Raw genomic sequence first — 18550 nt, 5'->3', positions numbered from 1 at the left:
CAGATTCACTTGAACGCAGGTCACCTGTTTGGTTTGGCGGATACGAACAAACGAAAAAAATCATTTCCTGCTAATAAAATTACTACCGGGATTTCTGCCAGCAGTTCAGATAGGCAGGTATGGCGGAATTGGCAGACATGCGAGATTTAGGTGCTGTCACCTCAGTGAAGGTTTTTAGTAAATAAAAAGCGACAGATAAGCTCTGTCGTTCATATACGCGGGTATGGTGGAATTGGTAGACTCGGAGGATTTAGGTTCCTCTGCCGAGAGGCGTGTGGGTTCGAGTCCCACTACCCGTACCACGTCGTCGCGGACTTCGTATCGTTCGCGACGACTTTTTATTCTAAAAAGTCATCGCTCATTCACTACGTCGCTCCTCCTTTCCGAATCGAACCCGCTGCGCTGGGCTTCGATTCGGTTTTTAGTGCGAACCTGAAAGTTAATGCCTCGAAAGTGTTCACGCTTTCCACGTCGTCGCGGACTGCATAGCGAAAGCCTGTGCCCGGACCGTATTCGTTCCCTTCAAACAGAAAAATCTGCGTATAACAAAAGTTATACGCAGATTTTCTTCTGTTTCAATCACTAGTGGACGTCTCAGAATACCCCGGCGTCAGCCTGGGCCGCGGAGGCTCAGATCTTATGCACCTCAAAATACGCCTGGCTGTACTTGCACACGGGGCAGACCTCGGGGGCCTTGGCGCCCACCACAATATGACCGCAGACCCGGCACTCCCACATGGCTTGGCCGCTCTTCTCAAAGACCTGCTTCATCTGCACGTCGTTGAGCAGCTTGCGGTAGCGCTCCTCGTGTCGCTTCTCAATGGCGCCCACCATGCGGAACCGGTCCGCCAGGTCGTGGAAGCCTTCCTCGTCCGCCTCCCGGGCCATACGGTCATACATGTCGGTCCACTCGTAGTTCTCACCCTCGGCGGCAGCCAGCAGATTCTCGGCGGTGGTGCCGATGTGGCCCAACTCCTGATACCAGACGCGGGCATGCTCCTGCTCATTGCGGGCGGTCTTTAAAAACAGCTCCGCCAGTTCCTCATAACCCTCCCGCTGGGCCACCAGCGCGAAGAAGGTATACTTATTCCGGGCCTGGCTCTCACCGGCGAAGGCCTCCTCCAGGTTCTTTTCCGTCTTGGTGCCGGCGTAGGGAGAGGTTCCAGCCGCTGGGGTCTCCTCCACCTTCTCAAAGGCGGACGCGGGCTGCTTGCAGATGGGGCATTCGAAGTCCACGGGCAGCTCCTCACCCTCGTAGATGTAACCGCATACCTTGCATTTCCACTTTACCATTTGTTTTGCTCCTCCTTGCTTTAAGTCGCCGCTCCGGTCCAGATAGGCCGTGTGCAGCATTTTTTCTGCAAGCTCGCTCAAAGGCTGGCCGTAGAATTCCTCATAAATTTGCTTGATTTCCTGGTTCTCATGGCTCAGGCGCTGTTGCATGGCCGCGTCCCGCTGGTACAGGCTGCCGATCCGGGCCTTGCGGATCTCGTCGGCATCCGCCAGAATATCCCGGGGTTGTCCGCCTCCGCCAATGCAGCCACCGGGGCAAGTCATGACCTCAATGAAGTGGTACTGCTTCTCACCGGATTTCACCCGATCGATCATCTTCCGGGCGTTGGCAGTGCCGTAGACGACAGCCACGTTCACCGTGATGCCATTGATGTCCAGACTGGCCTCCCGGATGCCGTCGTAGCCCCGGACGGGCTGCAGGTCCAGCAGGGCCTCGGGGGGCTGCTGGCCGGTGATAAAGGCGTAAGCCGTCCGCAGGGCGGCCTCCATGACGCCGCCGGTATTGCCGAAGATGACGCCCGCGCCGGAGGCCTCGCCCATCAGGCGGTCATAGTCGCTGTCAGGCAGGGAGGCGAAGTCAACGCCCTCCTCCTTGGCCCACATGGCCAGCTCCCGGGTGGTGATGACCTGGTCCATGTCCCGCATGGTGGGGATGCCCAGCTCTTTGCCCGACGCATTCATCTCGGAGCGTCGAATTTCGAACTTCTTGGCCGTGCAGGGGGTCAGGGCCACATTGACGATCTTCTCCGGGTCAATGCCCATCTTCTTGGCGAAGTAGGTCTTGATGGTGGGGCCCTGCATCCCGATGGGGCTCTTGGCGCTGGAGATGTTGGGCAGCAGCTCCGGGTAATAGGTCTCCGCGAACTTGACCCAGGCGGGGCAGCAGCTGGTGAACTGAGGCAGAGGCTTGTCCCCGGTGGTGATGCGCTGGATCAGCTCGCTGGCCTCCTCCACGATGGTCAGGTCGGCGGCAAAGTTGGTATCCAGCACATAGTCGGCGCCCAGGGCCCGCAGCAGGGCCACCATTTTCCCTTGGACAAAGGAACCCTTGGGCATTCCGAATTCCTCGCCCAGCGCCGCGCGGACGGAGGGAGAGGTGCTGACGATGACCACCTTGTCCGGATCCTTCACGGCGGAGCGGACTGCCGGATATTCGTAGACCTCGGTGATGCTGGTGGGCGGGCAGACATTGGCGCACTGGCCGCAGTGGATGCAGATGGCCTTTCCGCCGGTCTCCTCCAGGGTGTATGTACCATGTATGCCGATCTGCTGTGTGCAGACCTCCTTGCACATGCCGCACTTGATGCACAGAGCTTCGTTCCGGCAAATGCTGGGGTTGTCCTCCTCAATGGGGACACGAACTGACAATGGCAAATGCTGTGCCATGATGATCTCCTCCCAATCAAATCATATCCGGATCAACGGTTTCACAGGCTGCTGACCTGTTCCATTTTCGATGATCCATTCCGACAAAGGGAAGCGCCAGGACGTTTGCCCTGGCGCTTCCGCAGGCAATTCCCTCAATCAGCCTTTCTTATACCCGCACTTCGGGCAGACGCCCTTTTCATTCAAGGCGATGCCGCACAGCGGGCAGCGGTCGATGTTGTTCTTGGTCTCAAATTCCGCGGAGGCCGCGTTGACGCCGCTGGTAAAGGTGAGCTTGGCGATGTTCAGCTTGTCCTTCAGCAGGTCGTACACGATCTTGATCATGCCTTCCACCGTCATGGTCTCCTTGGTCACCACCAAACGGCACTCGGGATAGGCGGTGGCAAGCTCCGTCTTGAATGCGGGGCCCTTCATCTTGTTGGCCGGCGTGCCGTCCTTGATCCCCTGCTTTTCGTAAACGTCAAGGATGGCGGGCAGGAGCGGGTCGTCCTCTCTCAGAATGAGGGCATGGTCAAAGTTCTTCAGAACCTCCCAGGCGGTCTTCTGGATCTCGTTGCAGGGAAAGACCATGTTCACGCCGGGCTCGATGGAATCCTCCACCTCAATGGTCAGGACGCCGGTGTGGCCGTGGAGATACTGGGCCTCGCCCTTGAAGCCGTAAAATCTGTGTGCATACTGCAGATTCAATGTCGTAATGCTTCTCATAATCAATACTCCTCCTGTTTTATTATTTGTGGGCGCATTGACGCGCCCACATGTGCACCGTTCCATGCGTCGCTTATCTCGTTTTTCTTGCCTTCTCTGCCCTACATTCCGGACAGAGATAGTATACTTTCAGGTCATAGTACAAAAAGTCCTCTCCCAGTTGACTGCGCAGGGGCGCAGTCAAGTCTTCAAAGGAGATATCCATGATTTTCCCGCAATGCTTGCAGACAAGGTGGTCATGCTTCTGCGGCGAATCATACCGGTCCGGCACACCCTCAACGGAGACTTTGCGGATAAAACCGGATTCCCACAGCTTGTTCAGATTGTTGTATACCGTTGCGGGGGCCACTTTGGGATAATCGCCTTTCAGCCGCTCATAAACCTGATTGACGGTCAGATGTTCATGGCTCGTGGCAACAATATCGTAAATCGCTTTCTCGTACTTTGTCATATGCACATCATGTCCAGTTATAAATTAGAATGATTTTAATATTATTATATTCTTTCTAATAAATTTGTCAATAGTCTTTTTCCCGCTACACATCATTGATCCGCTCTCCGCATTCATTCAGCAGGTTCGGTCTCCACTACCTGCACCACGTCGGAACAATGTCCGCTTTGTCCCTCTTTTCCAAATCACAGCCGCTGCGCTGGGTTGTGATTTGGTTCTAGGGTGCAGGCTTGAATGTCAGCGCATCGAACGTGTCCGCGGGTTCCACGTCGTCGCGGATTGTATCTCATTCCCCTTTTCCAACGTCAGAGGCTTCCTATTTGATGTCTCCGGCATTTCCTGACACCGTTCAAACGCCTGGGCCATAAAATGTGATATTCTTGAGTAAAGCTTGTTATTCTTTTCATTTTCCCAAAATTTGCCGCAGAGAATTTTCTTCAGCAATATACTTCCTATCTCCATGGAAGCTGTGTTATAATATTTTTCATTGAAATAACAGCACCTTTCGGTCCCTGTGAAGCGGTCCGTACGAGGCCGTCCCTACCGCCCATTCATGAGAAACAGGCCGCTCGCAGGGTGGCCTGTTGTCTTTTTCTAACCGCCCGCAGGCCGCGAAACCTGAGATGATGAGGAGCGAGAGAATATGTGGTGGAAGAACAACAAATGGAAGGTCATACTCCCGATCCTGATCGCGGCGGTGCTGGCCGGGGCCTTCTGGTACGGCGGCAGCGCCCCCGGCACATCAGGCTTTCCGGCGTCGGACGGCGGGAGCTCCCCAGAGAACAGCGTCCCGGCCTCCGTCTCCGACCCGGCAGAGTCCTCCCAAACTCCGGGCCCCGGGGTCGGACCGGACGGGGCCGCGAAGTCTGATGGAACGCCCCCCGACGCTTCCGAAAACGGACAGTCTGACGAGCAGGCCGGGCCGGACGCCAGTTCCTCCTCCGGCATCCAATCTGTGGACGCGGACCGCTCCGGGCAGCAGAATACGGCCACTATCCCGGCGTCCGAAGACGCGCCCCTGCCGGCAGGCCCCCAGGACGCAACCCCCTCGGATACGGAGCGCACCTGCACCCTGTCCATTTCCTGCGCCTCCATCCTCAGCCATATGGACTGGCTGGACCCGGAGAAGGCGGAGCTGGTGCCGGAGGACGGCTGGGTCCTGAAGCCCATTTCTGTCACCTTTACAGAGGGGGAAAGCGTGTTCGACGTGCTCCGGCGCACCTGCCGGGAACAGAAGATCCACCTGGAATACACCAACACCCCCCTCTACGACAGCGACTATATCGAGGGCATCCACAACCTGTATGAGTTTGACTGCGGCGAACTGTCCGGCTGGATGTACAAGGTCAACGAGTGGTTCCCCAACTACGGCTGCTCCCGCTATCAGCTCAAGGACGGCGATGTTATCTGCTGGGTCTACACCTGCGACCAGGGCGCCGATGTAGGCGGCCGCAATTCGGTGGAGGGTTGAACCCTTCCCCCAAAGGATCTTACACATGCTTGGGCGCGCCGCCTTCGCGCCACAGGAGGGTTGCCTTATTCAAAACCGAGACGCCTTTTCCGGCTACCACCCCATCGTGAATTTTCTGTACTTCGGGCTGGTGCTGGTGTTCACCATGTTTTTCATGCACCCGGCCAGCCTGGCCATTTCCCTGGGGTCGTCCCTCTGCTACGCGCTCTGCCTCAACGGCCGGAGAGCCGCGCGGTTCTCCCTGCTGTATATGCTGCCCATGATACTCATGGCGGCCCTAGTCAATCCGGCTTTCAACCATCAGGGGGCCACGCTGCTGGTCTATCTCCCCTCCGGCAATCCACTGACCGCGGAGAGCATCCTCTACGGCATTGCCGCGGCCGTGATGCTGGCCAGCGTCATCACCTGGTTCTCCTGCTATCACGCCGTCATGACCTCGGATAAGTTCATTTACCTGTTCGGCCGCATCATTCCGGCCCTGAGTCTGGTGCTGTCTATGACCCTGCGCTTGGTGCCCCGCTTCAAGGCGCAGCTCCACGCGGTCAGCGAAGCCCAGCGGTACGTGGGGCGCGACGTGTCCAAGGGACCCTTGATCTGGCGGCTTCGCGGCGCCGTAACAGTCCTCTCCATCCTGGTCACCTGGGCGCTGGAAAACGCCATTGAGACGGCGGACAGCATGAAGAGCCGGGGTTACGGTCTGCCGGGCCGCACCGCCTTTTCCATCTACCGTCTGGACAGCCGGGACAAGGGCGCTCTGGCGTGGCTGTCCTTCTGCGGATTTTATATCCTGGCCGGGTGGATGGCCGGCGGGCTGTACTGCCGCTATTACCCCACCGTCCGGGTCGCCCCCATCACCCCCATGACGGTCAGCTTCCAGCTGGTGTATCTGGCACTGTGTCTGACGCCGGTATTTTTGAACAAATCGGAGGATCGAAAATGGAAACACTTGAGATCCGAAACCTGAGCTTTTTCTATCCGGAGCAGGAAAAGCCCGCGCTGGAGGACCTGACCCTCTCGGTGGGGCAGGGGGAGTTCTTCGTCCTCTGCGGCCCCTCCGGCTGCGGCAAAAGCACCCTGCTCCGCCAGTTGAAGACTGTTCTGGTCCCCCACGGGAGGCGGAGCGGTCAGATCCTCTTCGAGGGGACGCCCCTTGACCAACTGGACCGGCGCACCCAGTCCCGGCGCATCGGCTTTGTACAGCAGTCCCCGGACAACCAGATCGTCACCGATAAGGTGTGGCACGAGCTGGCCTTTGGGCCGGAGAGCCTGGGCTGGGATACACCCACCATCCGCCGCCGGGTGGCGGAGATGGCCTCCTTCTTCGGCATCCAGACCTGGTTCCACCGGGACGTCGCCCAGCTGTCCGGCGGGCAGAAGCAGCTGCTCAATCTTGCCTCCGTCATGGTCATGCAGCCCGATCTTCTGCTTCTGGACGAGCCCACCTCCCAGCTCGATCCCATCGCGGCCTCGGATTTTCTGGCCACCCTGGGCAAGATCAACCGGGAGCTGGGCACCACCATCCTTCTGACGGAGCACCGTCTGGAGGAGGCGCTCCCATTGGCCAGCCGCGCCGCCGTTCTGGACGGGGGCAGGCTGCTTTGCGCCGGAACTCCCAGGGAGGTGGGCGCACAGCTGAAGAGCCGTGGACACGCCATGTTCCTGGCCATGCCTACCCCTATGCGGGTGTGGGCGGCGGTGGAGAACAACGCCCAATGCCCCATTACCGTCCGGGAAGGCCGGGAGTGGCTGGCCGGCTTTGGCGCGAGCCATACTTGGAACGATCTGCCTCCGGAGCCCGGGCACATCCCCTACGGCGCAGCCGCCGTCCAGGCCGACGGCCTGTGGTTCCGGTATGAGCGGGACCAGCCCGACGTGGTGAAGGGCCTGTCCCTCACCGTCAGGAGGGGAGAATTTCTGGCTCTGCTGGGCGGCAACGGCACCGGAAAGACCACCTCGCTCAAGTTAGCGGCCGGGCTGCTGAAGCCCGTCCGCGGCAAGGTGTCTGCCCAGGGCACCGTGGGCGTGCTGCCCCAGAGCCCCCAGACTCTGTTTCTCAAAAAGACCGTCCGTGAGGACCTGCTGGAGATTCTCAGGGACAAAAAGCTCAGCCAGGACGTCCGGGACGCCAAGGTAGCCCGCGTGGTACGGCTGTGCCGCCTGGAGGAGCTGCTGGACCGGCACCCCTACGATCTGTCCGGCGGCGAACAGCAGCGCGCCGCCCTGGCCAAGGTCCTGCTCCTCGACCCCGAGATTCTCCTGCTGGACGAGCCCACCAAGGGCCTGGACGCCCAGTTCAAGCAGGTATTCGGGGAGATCCTGCAGGCCCTTTTGGCCTGGGGCACGGCGGTGCTCATGGTCAGCCATGACATTGAGTTCTGCGCCAAATACGCCCACCGCTGCGCTCTGTTCTTTGACGGGAACATCGTCGCCGAGGCGCCGCCCCGCGCCTTCTTCTCCGGAAACAGCTTCTACACCACCTCCGCCAACCGGATGGCCCGGTCCCTGCTGCCCGAGGCGGTGACGGCGGAGGATCTCATTGCCGCCTGCGGCGGCGAGCTTCCCCCCGCGCCGGAGCTTCCCAGGGACACCCCGGCGCTGCCTGAGCCGGACGTCGGCAGCAGCGCAGACAGGCCGCAACCCCTTTCGTGGCCGCGCAGGCTGGGGGCCGTACTGTCCGGCGGGTTGTCCCTGACGCTGTTGCTGCGCTTCATGGGGACCGCCGATCTGACCGCTCTGGTCAATACGCAGGGCCTGTCAGAGCAGGCTGCGGGTCAAATGGGACTGTACGGCATTTTCATTGCGGCGCTGCTTGTGTTCGCCGCCTGCGTCAGCCGCAGGCACCGCCGCCCGGACTACCTGGAGCAGCCTCCCCGGGAGAAGCGGAAGCTTGCCAAGCGCACACTGGCGGCAATGGTCATGATCCTGCTGCTGATCCCGCTGACACTGTTTTTCGGCGTGTATTATCTGGACAGCAGGAAATATTATTTCATTGCCCTGCTGATCCTGTTGGAGACCATGCTACCCTTCTTCCTGATCTTTGAGGGGCGCAAGCCCCAGGCCAGAGAGCTGGTGGTCATCGCGGTACTCTGCGCCATCGCCGTGGCCGGGCGGGCGGTTTTCTTCATGCTGCCCCAGTTCAAGCCCGCTCTGGCCATCACCATCATCGCCGGTGTGGCTTTCGGAGGCGAGACAGGCTTTCTGGTGGGGGCTATGACCATGCTGGCCTCCAATGTGATGTTCTCCCAGGGTCCGTGGACGCCCTGGCAGATGTTCGCCATGGGCATCACCGGCTTTCTGGCGGGCGTTTTGTTCCGCAAGGGCTGGCTGCGCCGCACCAGGGGAGCTCTCTGCTCCTTCGGAGCCCTCTCCGCCATCCTCATTTACGGCGGCATCATGAACCCGGCCTCCGCCCTGATGTGGGCCAGCGAGCTCAATTGGAAGATCCTTTTGACCTATTATATCACCGGGTTCCCCATGGACTGCGTTCATGCCGCCGCCACATGGCTGTTCCTCTGGTTTGCGGCCGAACCCATGCTGGAGAAGCTGGACCGCATCCAGGTCAAATATGGGCTGGTGGAGTAGGAATCGGACGCTCTCCCAATTTTTTGAAAAGCGTATCACCGCTCCCACCGTGGGGGCGATCAAGCCGGTAAGAAAGGGTGTGAAACAATGGACCAATGGAAGCGGATGGACGGACGGCGGTCCGGGATGCGGCTGGCCGGGCTGGCGGCGCTGCTGCTGGTATCGGTGGTCCTGTCCCTTCTGCTGGGCTCCATCCGCCTGTCCCTGTGGCAGGCGCTTCGTGCGGCCCTGGCCGGCGACTGGGAGGATACGGCCCTGCGGATCTTCCTCTATTCCCGCCTGCCCAGGACCCTGGGCGGCGTTCTGTGCGGCTGCGGTCTGGCAGTCTCCGGGGCGGTACTCCAGGTGGTGCTGAACAACTCCCTGGCCGGACCCAACATCATCGGTGTAAACGCCGGGGCGGGTTTTGCCTCCCTGATGGTGATGGCCCTGTTTCCCAGGGCGGTGGCCCTGCTGCCGGCTGCCGCCTTCGTAGGCGCGCTGGCCTGCGCCCTGCTGATCTACGGGGTGGCCCGGTGGACCGGAGCCTCCCGGATGACCCTGATTTTGGCCGGCGTGGCGGTGACCAGCGTCATCAACGCGGCCTCCGCCTGCATTAGGTTCCTGTTCCCCGACATTCTGGCGGCCTATAACAGCTTTTCCGTGGGCACCCTCAACGGCGTCACCATGGGAGAGCTGAAAGCAGCCCTGCCCTATCTGGCGGCGGGACTGGCCGCCGCCCTGGTTCTGAGCGGAGATATGAACATCCTCGCTCTGGGAGAGGAGATGGCCCACTCCCTGGGGCTGAAGGTGGAGCGCTGCCGGCTGCTGCTGATCCTGACGGCGGCGGTGCTGGCGGGGGCCTCGGTGAGCTTTGCCGGGCTCATCGGCTTTGTGGGGCTGTTGGTGCCCCATGCCGCCCGCATTCTCCTGGGCGCGGACAGCCGGACGGTGGTGGCAGGGTCGGCCCTGCTGGGGGCCAGCAGCGTGCTGCTGTGCGATCTGCTGGGCCGGGTGCTGTTCGCCCCCTTCGAGCTCCCCGTGGGTGTGGTCCTGTCCCTGGTCGGCGGGTGCTGCTTCATCGTCCTGCTGTTCCACAGGAGAGGAGGGAAGCTGCATGATTGAGTGTATCCGCCTGGGCACCGGCTACGCCGGCGTTCCCGTCTCCCGGCAGGTGGACCTGACCGTCCGCAGGGGGGAAATCCTTTCCCTGATCGGGCCCAACGGCTGCGGAAAGACCACCCTGCTCCGAACCATGGCCGGACTGCTCCCCCCTCAGGCTGGCTCCGTCCAGGCAGAGGACCGGGACTTGGCCCAACTGTCCGAGCGGGAACTGGCCCGGTTCCGGGCCTATCTGCCCCAGCTCCGGGAGACCCCGGACATCACCGTAGGGGCTCTGGTGGCCCACGGCCGCTTCCCTTATCTGGGATTTTCCAGGCAGATGACCGCCCACGACCGGGAACAGGTGGACCGCGCCATGGAGATCACGGAGGTGACCCAGTGGCGGCACAAAAAGCTGCGACAGCTGTCCGGCGGTCAGCGCCAGCGGGTGTATCTGGCCATGACGGTGGCCCAGGAGACGCCGCTGCTGCTGTGGGACGAGCCCGCCACCTACCTGGACGTGGGCAGCAGGCTGGCAGTTATGGAGCTGGCCCGGCGGCTGAACCAGAGCGGAAAAACGGTGGTCATGACGCTCCACGACCTGTCCGACGCCCTGACCGTGTCCCACCGGGTCTGTCTGATGGACGGAGCGGGCACGGTGGTCATGGCGGCCCCGCCCGAGGCGGTCTACCGCTCCGGCGCACTGGACCGGGTGTTCTCCGTCCGTACGGAGCAGGTGCGCTCCCCTTCCGGCGGCGTCGCCTATCTGTTTGCGCCGGGAGATACCCGGAAAGAGGGCTGAATCCTTTTAAAAAGGCCTGTAACGTTGCCGTTACAGGCCTTTTTGTTCCCGTCCCGTTTCTTAACACCCGGCAGTAGCAAACGTTACGACAACCATGTTTCCTGATTTGCATAAAGACTATTGAATCAGTGGCTCCTCAAAGGACGCCTTTCACCGTTTGGGCACCCAGTTCATCCAGCGAGGACATTTCCAAGCTCAGTGCATGGGACAGCACATACTCGACAGCCCCGTCACTGCTGCGCAGGCAGCGGACGTCGTCAGCACGGGAAAGCCTCTTCAGGGTCCGGTCAGCTTCTGCTGTCAGGAGCTGCGCCGCCGCACATCCTTGGCGGGCCGCACGGTACAAAGCCTGATCGTAAATATAAGGACACCTCTTCTGGTATCGGCACTTCTGACAGTATACGCAGAGCAAGCTGTCGCTGTCCTTAGGGACTAAGGGTTCTGAAAGAAAGCAGCCCATGAAATGGTCCTCCTCAGCAATACAGCGCGGATCGGGAGCTTGCTCCTGATCCGCGTCCGGTTCATTTATGGCAGGGGGAGTGGTCGCCGGAGCACGGTGTATCCGGGCAGAGGCAGTCCTGGAACAGGTCCAGCTTCAGCTGGAGTGCCAGATCCAGGCGGGTCACCGCGGCCAGAACACGCTCGACGCTCTTGTCGATCTTGACCAAGTCATCCACATCGGTGCCGCACAGCTCGGTGGTCTTTTCGATCTTTTTGTGCTCGGCCTCCAGAATGCGGGCCAGGGTCTCCTGCTCCTTGGCGACAGCTTCGATCAACTCAGTAATCGCTTTGCAGCGGCTGTCATCGTGACGGAAAGGTAAGCTTTGCATGGCTTCCATAGAATAATCGTCCCTTCGTTCATGATTGTGCCTGTGTGCCGGTTGGCACAGTTCATCCTATGCGCTCTGGTAAGGGGTTGACACAATTTGCAGGGGACCATCTGGAGCGTCCATTGCTGGCTGGTGGTTTCATTGACGCAAATGCAAAGGACTCGTTTCCTTTTGGAAACGAGTCCTTTGCATCTCTTTTTGAAATTGGTGGAGATAAGCGGGATCGAACCGCTGACCTCTTGAATGCCATTCAAGCGCTCTCCCAGCTGAGCTATACCCCCATATTTACTTTTACTCAAATGCGTTTCAGGTCCCGCACTCAAGTCCGGGTGTTATTATACCATATTTCCCTGACTTGTCAACCCCTAAAATTCGTTTTCTTTTTGTGCTATAATATTATTGTATTCGGCGCATGAATCGCGCTGTCCCGCCGCCGGCGGGCAAGATTTTTTCCGGAAAAGCAACTTTTGATCCAAGGAGGTGTGCCGGCTCTGTCCGGCAGAGATCTATGGGATATTTTCCGTTTTTTGTTGAGCTGGCCGGTCAGCCCGGTCTGATCGTAGGCGGCGGGACCGTGGCCCTGCGGAAAGTAGAGAAGCTCCTGCCCTACGGCCCCCGCCTCACGGTGGTCTCCCCCGCCCTCCTGCCGGAGCTGGAGGCCATCCCCGGCCTCACCCTTCTCCGGCGCGCCTTCTCCCCTCAGGATCTGGAGGAGGTATTTTTCGTGGTGGCGGCCACCGACGATCAGAATCTCAACAGGGAGATCTCCGCCCTCTGCCGGGAGCGGCGCATTCCCGTGAATGTAGTAGACGACCGGGAAGCCTGCTCCTTCCTGTTCCCGGCGCTGGTCCGGCACGGGGACCTCTCCGTGGGCATCTCCACCGGCGGCGCCAGTCCCACCGCCGCCATCTGGCTGAAGGAACAGGTGGAACGTCTTTTGCCCGAGCGCTTCGACGAGATCCTGGAATGGCTGGAGGGACAGCGCTCCGGGCTGAAGGAGGCCTTCCCGTTGGAGCGTCAGCGCTCCCGGCTCTTCACCCAGCTGTTCGCCGCCTGTCTGGATCAGGGCGGACCGCTGACTGACGAACAAATACGTAACATCTTACAGGGGGAGGAATCATTCCAATGAACACCGGATGCGTCTACCTGATCGGCGCCGGCTGCGGTCCGGCAGATCTGATCACCCTGCGGGGGATGGAGCGGCTGCGGCGCTGCGACGCCGTGGTCTATGACGACCTCATCGACCCCCGGCTGCTGGAATTGGTCCCGGAGGGAGCGGAGCGCCTCTACATGGGCAAGCGGCAAGGCCGCCACTCCGCCTCCCAGTCCGACATCAGCGCCAAGCTGGTGGCCCTTGCCCGGGAGGGCAAGGGTGTGGCCCGTCTCAAAGGAGGGGACCCCTTCGTGTTCGGCCGGGGCGGTGAGGAGATCCTGGCCCTCCAGGCCGCCGGCATCCCCTATGAGGAGATCCCCGGCGTCTCCTCCGCCATCGCTATCCCCGCTCTTGTCGGCATCCCGGTCACTCACCGGGGCGCCAGCCAAAGCCTCCACATCGTCACCGGGCACACCGCCCACACGCCGGACGCCCTGCCCTCCCAACTGGACAAGCTGGCCGTGCTGGAGGGGACGCTGGTCTTTCTGATGGGACTGAGCCAGCTTCCTCAGCTGGCCGCCCGGCTGCTGGCGGCGGGAAAGGACCCGGACACACCGGCGGCCGTCATCTCCGGAGGGAACGCCCCTCATCCTGCCACGGTGCGGGGCACCCTGGCCGACATCGCCGATCTGGCCCGTGAGGTACAGCCTCCCGCCGTCATCGTGGTGGGCCAGGTGGCCGGGATGGACCTCTCTTCCACCCTCTCCGGGCCCCTGGACGGGGTCCGTGTGGGGATCACCGGCACGGAAGCCGTCGCCGGGCGTCTGGAGGAGGCGCTGACAGGGCTGGGCGCCTCGGTCACCTTAGCGGAGCGCTCCCTTCTTTTGGAGCTTGAGCCCGATCTGGAATTCTCCGTGCTGGCGGACGGAGCCCCCCACTGGCTGGTCTTTACCAGCGCCAACGGGGTCCGGCTGTTTTTCCGGCGGCTCCGGGAACAGGGGCTCGACCTGCGAAGGCTCCACGCCTGCAAATTCGCCGTGATCGGGGCAGCTACCGGAGAAGCTCTGGCACAGCACGGCATCCGGGCGGACCTGTGTCCGGCCCAGTACACCAGCCGGGGGCTGGGGCTCGCCCTCCGGGAGATGGCAAAACCGGAGGAGGACATCTTCCTCCTCCGGTCTCTGAAGGGCTCCCCGGTGCTGCCCGCCCTGCTTCATGAGCGGGGGCTGACCGTCCATGAGATCCCCCTCTATGACTTGCAATCAGATCCGGAGATCGCCCGGCAGACCGCCCACGCGCTGCCCAGCCTGGACTACCTCACCTTCTCCAGCGCCAGCGGAGTGGACCTGTTTTTCCGGCAGTACGGCGCTCTGCCCTCTCGGGCCAGATGCGTCTGCATCGGCGAGGTCACCGCCCAGGCCCTGCTGGACCGGGGCGGTCCCTCCCCCCTGGTCCCGGCGGACACCTCCGTCCAGGGGATGGTCCAGTCCATCCTGGCGGACTGCCAGTCCCCGCGTTAAGACACAGGATACAGGATATCCGCCAGATTTTCGTAGGCCTCGCCCCACCGGGCATTGGGCTTCAGGTTATACAACTGGTGGTCCATCATATAGCAGCGCCCCTCCTTCACCGCGGTAAGGCTCTTCCAGGCCGGGTTGGACAGGAGGGTACGGTCCAAAGTCTCCTGGGCGGCGGTGGGATCGGCCCCCTGCAGGACCACAAAGATGAACTGAGGGTCGGCCTCCAGGATGGCCTCTATGCTGAGCTCCTCCAGCAGTCCGGTATTGCTGTCCGCCACATTGACGCAGTCCAGGTCCGCCAGCATCTCGCCCAGCACACTGTCCCGGCTGTTCTTCACCTTACAGCTGGACCCCGTGGCCCGGACATAGAGCACCGTGGGCCGGCTGCCGTCCGCCCGGTCTATGGCAGCTTGGCGCTGCTCCTCCAACGCCTGGCCGTACTGGAGGTAATTCTCTTCCCGTCCGGTGATCTGGGTGCAGATCTTCAGCATCCGCAGATAATCCTCAAAATCGGCCACCTTAAAATAGGCCACATTGAGACCGCTGCTCTCCAGCACCTCCAGCAGGTCCACCTGGGCGTCGGTGTTGCTGCTGGCCAGGACCAGATCGGGCTCAGACGCCAGAAGAAGTTCTATGCTGGGCTCCTTCACCGCCCCCAGGTCCGCCACGGAGTCCTCCAGACCCAAATCAAAGCTGGTCCAGCTGTCGTGGGCCGCCGCCACCAGGGTATCCTTCCCTCCCGCCAGACACCAGATGTCCGCAAAGCTGCCGATCAGCACGGCCACGCGCTCCGGCTGATCCACCGTCACGGTCCTGCCCAAGTCGTCGGTAAAGGTGATCCCTTCCTCCCCCTCCGGGACCGTATCCCTGTTTCCGGAGCCGCAGCCGGCTAATAGGCTGACAGCCAGGATGACGCATAAAAATTTTTTCACGTTGTCCTTCCCCTTCCTTTCGCTGCGGACAGTCTGTATTCTTCCCGGAAGCCGGTTTTCTAACAGAAAAAGAAAAACCTGTAACTTTTCAGTTACAGGTTTTTTGGTGGAGATAAGCGGGATCGAACCGCTGACCTCTTGAATGCCATTCAAGCGCTCTCCCAGCTGAGCTATACCCCCATCGGAACCGCGCTGATCTCGCTGTCACGCTCAGCGCAAGTAGTATCTTATCAGATACTGTCGAGTTTGTCAATGCTTAATTTCAAATTTTTTATTTTTTCTGTTTGGTCCTTCTCACGCCGGCCTTTGTGAAGATAAAAACCGCCGCAGCCTATGCTGCGGCGGTTTTCGGCTTAGTAGAACTTCTTGCGGTTCTTGCGGGCAGCCTCGGACTTCTTGCGGCGCTTGACGCTGGGGCTCTCGTAATGCTCGCGCTTACGGACCTCGGCCAGCACGCCGGACTTGGCGCAGCTGCGCTTAAAGCGCTTCAGAGCGCTCTCCAGAGACTCGTTCTCTCTGACACGGACTTCAGACATTTATATTTCCCTCCCTCCGGCGCGGCGGGGCGTCCCCTGCCACGTAAGGGCCATATTTATGGCTTTAACAGTGATATTATATTCATTTTTCGCGCCTCTGTCAAGAGGGGATTTATGAACGCAGTGTAAATTGCGCCTGGGGCTTAAAGATCAGGCCTGGGGCTTGAAAATCAGGCTTACCAGCTTGCCCTTGACCGCCCCGCGAAATAAATTTCGCGGGGACCCCATTGATTTCAAATGCTCGGGCGAAGTGAATTCGCCCTGCGCAATTCTACGCTTCGCTTCGAATTTACGCGCCACTCGGCGCGCCGCGCTGTCGCGTGGTCGTGTTCAAGGGCAAATCAGGCCTGGGGCTTGAAAATCAGGCTTACCAGCTTGCCCTTGACCACGATGGACTTCACCAGGTTCATTCCCTCGGCCAGCTTGGCCACCTTGGGATCGGCCAGGGCGGCGGCCACAATGTCCTCGTCGCTGGCGTCGGCGGGTACCACGATGTTGGCCTTCACCTTGCCGCTGACCTGGACGGCCATCTGGACGGTGGCGGCCACGGTCTTGGACGCGTCATACTCGGGCCAGGGCTGGAGGCAGACCTGACCGCCGTAGCCCGCCATCTCCCACAGCTCCTCGCACATATGGGGGGCGAAGGGGGACAGCATCAGCAGCAGGGCCTTCATGTCGCCCCGGCTGGCGCCGTTGGCGTAGAAGTCGTTGACCAGAGCCATGAGGGCAGCGATAGCGGTGTTGAACTTCATGGCCTCGATGTCCTCGGACACCTTCTTGATGGCCTTGTGAACGGCGGCCTCGTTGGCCTTGGAGTACTCGTCGCCCACATGCTCCTGCTCGGTGGCCAGGTTCCAGACCCGGTCCAGGAACCGCTTGCAGCCCTTGACGGCGTTGGCGGACCAGGCGGCAGCCTTCTCGAAGTCACCGATAAACATAATATAGGTGCGCATGGTATCAGCGCCGTACTGCTCAATGATGTCGTTGGGGTTGACCACATTGCCGCGGCTCTTGGACATCTTCTCGCCGCCCTCGCCCAGGATCATGCCGTGGGAGGTGCGCTTCTGGTAGGGCTCCTTGGTGGGCACCACGCCGATGTCGTAGAGGAACTTGTGCCAGAACCGGCTGTACAGCAGGTGGAGAGTGGTATGCTCCATGCCGCCGTTGTACCAGTCCACGGGGGACCAGTACTCCAGAGCCTCCTTGGAGGCCAGAGTCTTGTCGTTGTGGGGGTCCATATACCGCAGGAAATACCAGGAGGAACCGGCCCACTGGGGCATGGTGTCGGTCTCACGCTTAGCGGGACCGCCGCAGCAGGGGCAGGTGGTATTGACCCAGTCGGTCATCTTGGAGATGGGGGACTCGCCGTCGTCAGTGGGCTCGTAGGACTCCACCTCGGGCAGCAGCAAGGGCAGCTGGTCCTCGGGGATGGGCTGCCAGCCGCACTTGTCGCACCACACCATGGGGATGGGCTCGCCCCAGTAGCGCTGACGGGAGAATACCCAATCGCGCAGCTTGTAGTTGACCTGGGCATGGCCGATGCCCTTCTCCTCCAGCCACTTGGTGATGACGGGGATGGCGTCCTTGACGGTCAGACCGTTGAGGAAGTTGGAGTTGACCATGATGCCGGTATCGTCTTTGGCGGTGAAGGCGGCCTGCTGCACATCCTCGCCGCCGGAGACCACCTCAATGATCTCGCAGCCGAACTTCTTGGCAAATTCCCAGTCGCGGTCGTCGTGGGCGGGAACAGCCATGATGGCGCCGGTTCCGTAGGTGGCCAGGACGTAGTCGGAGATGAAGATGGGGATCTCCTTGCCGTTGACGGGGTTGACGCCCCGTACGCCGTCCAGCTTCACGCCGGTCTTTTCCTTGTTCAGCTCGGTGCGCTCCAGGTCGGACTTGGAGGCGGCCACCTTCTGATAGGCTGCCACCTCGTCGGCGTTGGCCAGCTTGCCGGCCTCCATCCAGCCCTTGATGAGCTCATGCTCGGGAGACAACACCATGTAGGTGGCGCCAAACAGGGTGTCGGGACGGGTGGTGTACACCACGATGTCCTCGCCGGTGGTGGCCTTGAAGGTGACCTCGGCGCCGGTGGAGCGGCCGATCCAGTTCTTCTGCTGGATCTTGACCCGCTCGATAAAGTCCAGATCGTCCAGATCGTCGATGAGGCGCTGGGCATAGGCGGTGATCTTCAGCATCCACTGGCTCTTCTCCTTGCGGATGACAGGGGCGCCGCAGCGCTCGCACACGCCCTCCACCACTTCCTCGTTGGCCAGGACGCACTTGCAGGAGGTACACCAGTTGACGGGCATGGTGGTCTTATAGGCCAGACCCTTCTTCCACAGCTGGAGGAAGATCCACTGGGTCCACTTGTAGTAACTGGGGTCGGTGGTATTGACTACGCGGTCCCAATCGAAGGAGTAGCCCAGCATCTCCAGCTGCTTGGTGAAGTTGGCGATGTTGTCATGAGTCACCTTGGCAGGGTGGATGTGGTTCTTGATGGCAAAGTTCTCGGTGGGCAGACCGAAGGCGTCGAAGCCGATGGGGAACAGCACGTTATAGCCGTCCATCCGCTTCTTCCGGGCCACCACATCCATGGCGGTATAGGGCCGGGCGTGGCCCACATGCAGGCCGTTTCCGGAGGGATAGGGGAACTCCACCAGACCGTAAAACTTGGGCTTGCTGGTGTCGCCGGTCTTACAGGCAAAGGTCTTCTCTTCCTTCCACTTGGTCTGCCATTTTTTCTCAATGGCGGTGAAATCGTACTTCAAAATTCATCACGCTTTCTGTATTGTTTGGCCGGGAACCGGCTCATATCTGAAATGATTCCGTAATATTATACCGGAAGGGTCTTCTGATTGCAAGGGCT

At 60.7% G+C, this 18550-nt stretch carries 15 protein-coding genes and 3 tRNA genes; 8 read left to right on the top strand and 10 right to left on the bottom strand.

Annotated features, from left to right (window positions below; all coding sequences use genetic code 11):
* Positions 1 to 217 precede the first annotated feature (217 nt).
* A tRNA-Leu gene (locus I6E39_RS01990) sits at positions 218 to 302 on the top strand.
* 328 nt (positions 303 to 630) lie between these two features.
* On the opposite strand, the gene rbr is transcribed toward I6E39_RS01990, so the two are convergent.
* From rbr to I6E39_RS01975, 3 genes are all read right to left on the bottom strand, one after another.
* A complete protein-coding gene (rbr, locus tag I6E39_RS01985) occupies positions 631 to 2679 on the bottom strand; it encodes a rubrerythrin (protein WP_235379626.1) in 2049 nt (682 codons plus the stop codon).
* Positions 2680 to 2817: 138 nt separating this feature from the next.
* Positions 2818 to 3384: a 6-pyruvoyl trahydropterin synthase family protein gene (locus I6E39_RS01980; RefSeq protein WP_235379625.1), complete on the bottom strand. Its 567-nt coding sequence runs from the start codon at positions 3382 to 3384 to the stop codon at positions 2818 to 2820.
* A gap of 73 nt (positions 3385 to 3457) precedes the next feature.
* Positions 3458 to 3835, bottom strand: a complete 378-nt coding sequence (locus tag I6E39_RS01975; protein WP_235379624.1) for a Fur family transcriptional regulator — start codon at positions 3833 to 3835, stop codon at positions 3458 to 3460.
* Positions 3836 to 4478: 643 nt separating this feature from the next.
* On the opposite strand from I6E39_RS01975, the gene I6E39_RS01970 reads away from it, so the two are divergent.
* The 5 genes from I6E39_RS01970 to I6E39_RS01950 all read left to right on the top strand — a co-directional run bounded on the left by I6E39_RS01970 (position 4479) and on the right by I6E39_RS01950 (position 10770).
* Entirely contained in the window at positions 4479 to 5306 is an 828-nt protein-coding gene (locus I6E39_RS01970; protein WP_235379623.1) for a DUF4430 domain-containing protein, read from the top strand.
* A gap of 25 nt (positions 5307 to 5331) precedes the next feature.
* On the top strand, positions 5332 to 6270 hold the full coding sequence (locus I6E39_RS01965; RefSeq protein ID WP_235379622.1) for an energy-coupling factor transporter transmembrane component T: 939 nt from the start codon (positions 5332 to 5334) through the stop codon (positions 6268 to 6270).
* On the top strand, positions 6243 to 8888 hold the full coding sequence (locus I6E39_RS01960; protein ID WP_235379621.1) for an ATP-binding cassette domain-containing protein: 2646 nt from the start codon (positions 6243 to 6245) through the stop codon (positions 8886 to 8888). The genes I6E39_RS01965 and I6E39_RS01960 overlap by 28 nt, the downstream gene beginning before the upstream one ends.
* An 87-nt stretch (positions 8889 to 8975) precedes the next feature.
* Entirely contained in the window at positions 8976 to 9992 is a 1017-nt protein-coding gene (locus I6E39_RS01955; protein ID WP_235379620.1) for a FecCD family ABC transporter permease, read from the top strand.
* Complete coding sequence (locus I6E39_RS01950; RefSeq protein ID WP_235379619.1) at positions 9985 to 10770, top strand: ABC transporter ATP-binding protein; 786 nt, start codon at positions 9985 to 9987, stop codon at positions 10768 to 10770. The genes I6E39_RS01955 and I6E39_RS01950 overlap by 8 nt, the downstream gene beginning before the upstream one ends.
* Positions 10771 to 10906: 136 nt before the next feature.
* Here I6E39_RS01950 and I6E39_RS01945 read toward each other — a convergent pair whose 3' ends face one another.
* From I6E39_RS01945 to I6E39_RS01935, 3 genes are all read right to left on the bottom strand, one after another.
* Complete coding sequence (locus I6E39_RS01945) at positions 10907 to 11230, bottom strand: hypothetical protein (protein ID WP_235379618.1); 324 nt, start codon at positions 11228 to 11230, stop codon at positions 10907 to 10909.
* Between the two features lie 61 nt (positions 11231 to 11291).
* Complete coding sequence (locus tag I6E39_RS01940; protein WP_235379617.1) at positions 11292 to 11609, bottom strand: alpha-helical endospore appendage domain-containing protein; 318 nt, start codon at positions 11607 to 11609, stop codon at positions 11292 to 11294.
* A 196-nt stretch (positions 11610 to 11805) separates the two neighbouring features.
* A tRNA-Ala gene (locus I6E39_RS01935) sits at positions 11806 to 11881 on the bottom strand.
* Between the two features lie 227 nt (positions 11882 to 12108).
* On the opposite strand from I6E39_RS01935, the gene I6E39_RS01930 reads away from it, so the two are divergent.
* Together I6E39_RS01930 and cobA are read left to right on the top strand one after the other, a co-directional pair.
* On the top strand, positions 12109 to 12729 hold the full coding sequence (locus I6E39_RS01930) for a precorrin-2 dehydrogenase/sirohydrochlorin ferrochelatase family protein (protein WP_235379616.1): 621 nt from the start codon (positions 12109 to 12111) through the stop codon (positions 12727 to 12729).
* Positions 12726 to 14213, top strand: a complete 1488-nt coding sequence (gene cobA, locus I6E39_RS01925; protein ID WP_235379615.1) for a uroporphyrinogen-III C-methyltransferase — start codon at positions 12726 to 12728, stop codon at positions 14211 to 14213. Before I6E39_RS01930 ends, cobA begins: the two co-directional genes overlap by 4 nt.
* Here cobA and I6E39_RS01920 read toward each other — a convergent pair.
* The 4 genes from I6E39_RS01920 to leuS all read right to left on the bottom strand — a co-directional run bounded on the left by I6E39_RS01920 (position 14210) and on the right by leuS (position 18452).
* Positions 14210 to 15145 carry an ABC transporter substrate-binding protein gene (locus I6E39_RS01920; RefSeq protein WP_235379614.1) on the bottom strand — a complete coding sequence of 312 codons (936 nt, stop codon included), beginning with the start codon at positions 15143 to 15145 and terminating at the stop codon, positions 14210 to 14212. The two genes, cobA and I6E39_RS01920, sit on opposite strands and share 4 nt — an antisense overlap.
* 104 nt (positions 15146 to 15249) lie before the next feature.
* Positions 15250 to 15325: transfer RNA gene (locus I6E39_RS01915), tRNA-Ala, on the bottom strand.
* A 173-nt stretch (positions 15326 to 15498) separates the two neighbouring features.
* Positions 15499 to 15681 carry a 30S ribosomal protein S21 gene (rpsU, locus tag I6E39_RS01910; RefSeq protein WP_023348912.1) on the bottom strand — a complete coding sequence of 61 codons (183 nt, stop codon included), beginning with the start codon at positions 15679 to 15681 and terminating at the stop codon, positions 15499 to 15501.
* A 341-nt stretch (positions 15682 to 16022) separates the two neighbouring features.
* Positions 16023 to 18452: a leucine--tRNA ligase gene (gene leuS / locus I6E39_RS01905; protein WP_235379613.1), complete on the bottom strand. Its 2430-nt coding sequence runs from the start codon at positions 18450 to 18452 to the stop codon at positions 16023 to 16025.
* Positions 18453 to 18550 lie beyond the last annotated feature (98 nt).

This window comes from Pseudoflavonifractor phocaeensis, from assembly GCF_021531375.1.
GTDB classification, from domain to species: Bacteria; Bacillota; Clostridia; order Oscillospirales; family Oscillospiraceae; genus Lawsonibacter; species Lawsonibacter phocaeensis_B.
This window is presented reverse-complemented; position numbering and strand designations above follow the sequence as displayed.

Excerpts from the sequence above, each read along its gene's own strand:
- rbr (WP_235379626.1), bottom strand. The coding sequence starts at position 2,679 with ATGGCACAGCATTTGCCATTGTCAGTTCGTGTCCCCATTGAGGAGGAC.
- I6E39_RS01980 (WP_235379625.1), bottom strand. The coding sequence starts at position 3,384 with ATGAGAAGCATTACGACATTGAATCTGCAGTATGCACACAGATTTTAC.
- I6E39_RS01975 (WP_235379624.1), bottom strand. The coding sequence starts at position 3,835 with ATGACAAAGTACGAGAAAGCGATTTACGATATTGTTGCCACGAGCCAT.
- I6E39_RS01970 (WP_235379623.1), top strand. The coding sequence starts at position 4,479 with ATGTGGTGGAAGAACAACAAATGGAAGGTCATACTCCCGATCCTGATC.
- I6E39_RS01965 (WP_235379622.1), top strand. The coding sequence starts at position 5,332 with ATGCTTGGGCGCGCCGCCTTCGCGCCACAGGAGGGTTGCCTTATTCAA.
- I6E39_RS01960 (WP_235379621.1), top strand. The coding sequence starts at position 6,243 with ATGGAAACACTTGAGATCCGAAACCTGAGCTTTTTCTATCCGGAGCAG.
- I6E39_RS01955 (WP_235379620.1), top strand. The coding sequence starts at position 8,976 with ATGGACCAATGGAAGCGGATGGACGGACGGCGGTCCGGGATGCGGCTG.
- I6E39_RS01950 (WP_235379619.1), top strand. The coding sequence starts at position 9,985 with ATGATTGAGTGTATCCGCCTGGGCACCGGCTACGCCGGCGTTCCCGTC.
- I6E39_RS01945 (WP_235379618.1), bottom strand. The coding sequence starts at position 11,230 with ATGGGCTGCTTTCTTTCAGAACCCTTAGTCCCTAAGGACAGCGACAGC.
- I6E39_RS01940 (WP_235379617.1), bottom strand. The coding sequence starts at position 11,609 with ATGGAAGCCATGCAAAGCTTACCTTTCCGTCACGATGACAGCCGCTGC.
- I6E39_RS01930 (WP_235379616.1), top strand. The coding sequence starts at position 12,109 with ATGGGATATTTTCCGTTTTTTGTTGAGCTGGCCGGTCAGCCCGGTCTG.
- cobA (WP_235379615.1), top strand. The coding sequence starts at position 12,726 with ATGAACACCGGATGCGTCTACCTGATCGGCGCCGGCTGCGGTCCGGCA.
- rpsU (WP_023348912.1), bottom strand. The coding sequence starts at position 15,681 with ATGTCTGAAGTCCGTGTCAGAGAGAACGAGTCTCTGGAGAGCGCTCTG.